Origin of the sequence: Flavobacterium sp. HTF (assembly GCF_003105115.1) — a bacterium.
GTDB lineage: Bacteria > Bacteroidota > Bacteroidia > Flavobacteriales > Flavobacteriaceae > Flavobacterium.
This window is the reverse complement of the sequence record NZ_QETH01000162.1, coordinates 1-4,151: the sequence shown is the minus strand read 5'-3', so window position 1 is coordinate 4,151 and position 4,151 is coordinate 1. Positions and strand designations below refer to the sequence as shown.

At 29.1% G+C, this 4,151-nt stretch carries 3 protein-coding genes; 1 reads left to right on the top strand and 2 read right to left on the bottom strand.

The features are described 5' to 3' along the window. Positions 1-183: 183 nt before the first annotated feature. The gene (locus tag DCO46_RS22305) at positions 184-1,311 is read right to left on the bottom strand and encodes a hypothetical protein (RefSeq protein WP_116754663.1); all 1,128 of its coding nucleotides are present in this window, start codon (positions 1,309-1,311) and stop codon (positions 184-186) included. Between the two features lie 239 nt (positions 1,312-1,550). Next, positions 1,551-1,676 carry a hypothetical protein gene (locus DCO46_RS23360; RefSeq protein WP_262509800.1) on the bottom strand — a complete coding sequence of 42 codons (126 nt, stop codon included), beginning with the start codon at positions 1,674-1,676 and terminating at the stop codon, positions 1,551-1,553. Positions 1,677-2,127: 451 nt separating this feature from the next. Here DCO46_RS23360 and DCO46_RS22300 point away from each other — a divergent pair, with 451 nt between their 5' ends. Beyond that, positions 2,128-3,861 carry a helix-turn-helix domain-containing protein gene (locus tag DCO46_RS22300; RefSeq protein ID WP_116754662.1) on the top strand — a complete coding sequence of 578 codons (1,734 nt, stop codon included), beginning with the start codon at positions 2,128-2,130 and terminating at the stop codon, positions 3,859-3,861. Positions 3,862-4,151: the final 290 nt, after the last annotated feature.

Below are 4,151 nucleotides of genomic sequence, written 5' to 3'. Positions count from 1 at the left end.
GATTTTCCTTTAGGGAAAGAAAATCATTTAATGATTTTATAAGTTTATTAGATACAATTGTGTCTTTTGGCAAATTCAGGTTTGGAGACAAAGTCAACGATTTTGTCTGACCAAAACCAGATATGGAAAATGATAAAAACAGGGTAACGAAAAATATTCTTAATGCCATTGTTGTAGTTGTTATTAGAATTTAAAAAAACCTTCTTTTTCTTTTTTATAAAAATCCTCAATTGGATTTAATTTGCTAAAATCATCATATCTAAAATCCAAATCCCTGCTACTCAAATCAAAATAGTTCTCAAGCTTTTTATATTTCTCCAGGATATTTTGGCATTTGTTATCATATACAGCATATAAATCTTTTCCTTTCTGAGTATACACTACATCAAAATCAAGAAGTTCAAGTCCTGTTCTAAATCTAGAAAACTGATCGGCCAAACGGCCAAGAAGCTCGTGTTTTTCTTTTCCTGAAAAAACATCATTTGAGAGTAGCAGATCAAAACATTCTACCCTTCTGGTTACCGTATACAAACCATGAAATGCACCATAAATATCTCTGTAATCCCAGGCTTGCTTTGTATAATCACGCATAACTAAATTGCTCACGTCAATTTTGAAAAAATCATTTTTATTTTGCAATACGTAATAAAAATAGTTGTGAGATCCCTGGTGTATTAATTCTTCAATAAAATATATAAGATTATTTTTTCCTAATACATAGAATGAAAGCATTCCCAGAGTTTCAATTGATGTAAAATTTAAAATTTTGGGATTATCGTGCAAGTATATTTTTTTGTTTGCAAAAGCCAGCTCGCTGTAAAATTCAGGAAGATTTTGTCTGATTATTTCGATGGCTTCAAATAGTTCTTCATAATTATCTTTCCACGCAGAATTAAATACAGGATTATAGTTTAAAATATGTCCTTTGTAAAATTCACGATAATAACGTTTTTGTACAGGATGCAGTTCTTTTAAGATTTCAAAATCTCCGGATTTTAATAATGGTTCATATGGCTTTTCTGTACCTTTTTTAAAATACCCGGCATTTGGAATATAAGAAATATCATTATGATAGGAATGAGCAATTTTTAGTTCTTTTTTCTCAACAAAATAACCTTGCAATAATTCTTCTAAAAGTTCATTTGAAAATAGATTTTCTTTTTTTGCACCAAAATATGAAAACAGCAATGGTTCTAAAAAAATATCGTCATCATCAAAATCAATATTTTCCAACAAATAAGGGGCTTCTTTATAAATAAGCAACTTTATCGTGTTTGTAAATTCAATTTTAGCGTTAGTGACATTATCCATAGTAAATTATAATTTTAAACTATTACTGAGATTTACTGATGAAGCAAAACAAATCAATAGTTAATGAATGAATACAGGTAAAGTGGTAAAAAAATCTAAATTTTGTTCTGTTTATAAAACTCTTTGCAGGTTTTAAAAATTAAAAGAATGTCCGTAAAAAACCTTTAGTAATAAATGTTAGTTACGGACATATCTGAAATGTTATTGATGTGGCATTATATCACATCAATAAACATTTATTAAAGTGCTTCAGAAATAACTGTATCGTGACATGCTTGTTCCTGACCACCAGCAATACTCTCTAATAATTGTTCTGAAGCTACTGCTTCTGCTCTGTTTTTTAAAGCGTCTAAACTTAATTTCATAATAGTTAATTTAAATAGGGAATAATTTGATTAGGCATATAAACCGTGCCATCGGATTGCTTGCAAGCTTATTTAGATACATCTTTTCACAATTGGCCTTTTGCAAAATTTTTGTATTTAAATTCTTTTTGATTTATGATATAAAAATCATTTACATCATAACTTTTTTTAGTTTGATTTCTTCAAATCCCAAAAAACCTAAAAAAGTAGATTAATGAAAAAATTCCTGTTATAAAAAGTTTCATTTTCCTGAAGCCAAAACTATATAATGATGGAAAGTCCCACAAATTATGCACATCGGAATTCATGAATTCCGACAGGCAATTCATGAATTCCGGGTAAAAAAATACATAATTCACTGATTATCAATACAATAAAATCTTGTTAATTTTATTTAATTTTAGATTATACTTGCATACATATCCATTATTTTTGTCAGAAATCCACATCCATGATGCAACGTAAATACCTACTTTCTCTTTTTTTATCATTATTTTCTGTTTTCTTATCAGCTCAGACAAAAAAAAGCAACTTAACTCAACTTTCTTTCCCTGAGTTAAAAGAACTCTATTGGAAAAATGAAAACAAAATTCCTCAGCAATTACCATATGCAAATGCCTATTTACATAAGGCCATAAATGAAAATGAACCAGTTGAGAGGGCAAGAGCATATTTTCTTCTATCGTTATTAACTGAAGGCAATAAAGCTCTGGTTTACTTAGACAGTTCGATTACTTATACAAAGAACCTGGCAGATCCAAAATTTCCTGCTTTTGCCTATTCGGCTAAAGGACATGTTTATAAAAAACAGTTTAAGTATAAAGAAGCGATAGATAATTTTCTGATTGCTGAAAACATTGCCAGACAAAATAATCAGGATTTATATTATGAAATCAAATTTACGATTGCAGCCCTGAGGTCAGAGGAATTAGGAGAAGTAGATGAAGCGCTTATATTATATAAGGAATGTTTTGAACATTATACTAATAAGGATGTAAGGTCTTCTGTTTATTCTTATCCTTATCAATTGGTTCTGTTTGGCCTTGCAGATGCTTACAAAGCTTTAAACATTTCAGATTCTGCAACTTATTATAACAAAAAAGGCTATATCGAATCTAAGGCGACCAATAGTCAGTTAGCTAATGCCCTTTTTACTTTAAATGAAGGAGCGAATCTCATATTCAAAAAGAATTTCAGGGCAGCTTTGGATAGTATAAATATTGCACTTCCAAAAGTTATATCATTTAAAGACAAAGGAAATACACTTGCTGCTTATTATTACACAGCCAAAGCATATGATGGCTTAAATAATAAGGAAAAAACTGTTGAAAATTTTATCAAAGTAGATTCTGTTTATACAATATCAAAGAGAATTACTCCTGAATTTATGAGTGGTTATCCGTATTTAATTTCTTATTTTAAAAACAAAGGTGATAAAGTAAATCAATTAAAGTACCTGACAAAGTATATGGAAATTGACAGCATATTGCAAAACAATTATAAGGAACTAACTAAGAAGCTTCAATATGAATATGATATGCCAAATCTGATTTTAGAAAAAGAAAACCTCATCAAATCCCTTCAAAAGGATAACAGTAAATCATATTGGAGTATCGGTTTTTTAATTCTGATCGTATTAGCAATGGCTGGCTTTAGTTTTTATCAATATAAAGTAAAGAAGAGTTATCGTGCCCGTTTTGAAAAAATAATGCAAAATTCTGTTGAAAAGACAGAAAAAATTGAAACAGAAACTATACAGGAACAACCTGATGTCCTTGAAGCCAACAAATCCAAAACAGATTCTATCGGAATAAATGAAAATCTGATAAACCAGATCTTAAAAAAACTGGATGATTTTGAAAATACAAAAGGTTTTCTGGAAACGAATATTACAATTCAGACGTTATCGGATGTTTTTGAAACCAATAACAAATATGTATCTAAAATTGTAAATGTTTACAAAGAAAAGACGTTTATCCAATATGTTAATGACCTAAGAATTGATTATGCGCTGACTTCTCTGAAGGAAGATTTCAGATTAAGAAAATATACTATTCAGGCTCTTGCAATCGAATTTGGATTTAATAATGCGGAGTCTTTTTCGGCTGCTTTCCATAAAAAAACAGGTATTAAACCAACGTATTTTTTAAAACAACTGGAAGAAACAAAAAGCATAAAAGACTAAAAAACAATATATTACAATTTTACATTTATCGGAATTCCCGAATTCCGATAAACTAAGACATAACTAACTGCACTTTATTCTAGCACAGGTATATATTTGCAAAATATAATATACAAAAATCAACAAACCATGAAAACAAACAAAAAAGAAATCAAAAAATTTGATTTAGACAAAATGAGTGTAGCAAAACTTAAAAACTTAAAAGCTATACAAGGTGGTCAAATAGAAGACGATAAAACTATAACAGATTTAGTAACTGGAGGGAATAATAAAAACGGTTATAGTCAATT

What these genes read in the sequence shown, in the direction of transcription:
- DCO46_RS22305 (WP_116754663.1), bottom strand. Translation starts at nt 1,311, where the DNA reads ATGGATAATGTCACTAACGCTAAAATTGAATTTACAAACACGATAAAG.
- DCO46_RS23360 (WP_262509800.1), bottom strand. Translation starts at nt 1,676, where the DNA reads ATGAAATTAAGTTTAGACGCTTTAAAAAACAGAGCAGAAGCAGTAGCT.
- DCO46_RS22300 (WP_116754662.1), top strand. Translation starts at nt 2,128, where the DNA reads ATGATGCAACGTAAATACCTACTTTCTCTTTTTTTATCATTATTTTCT.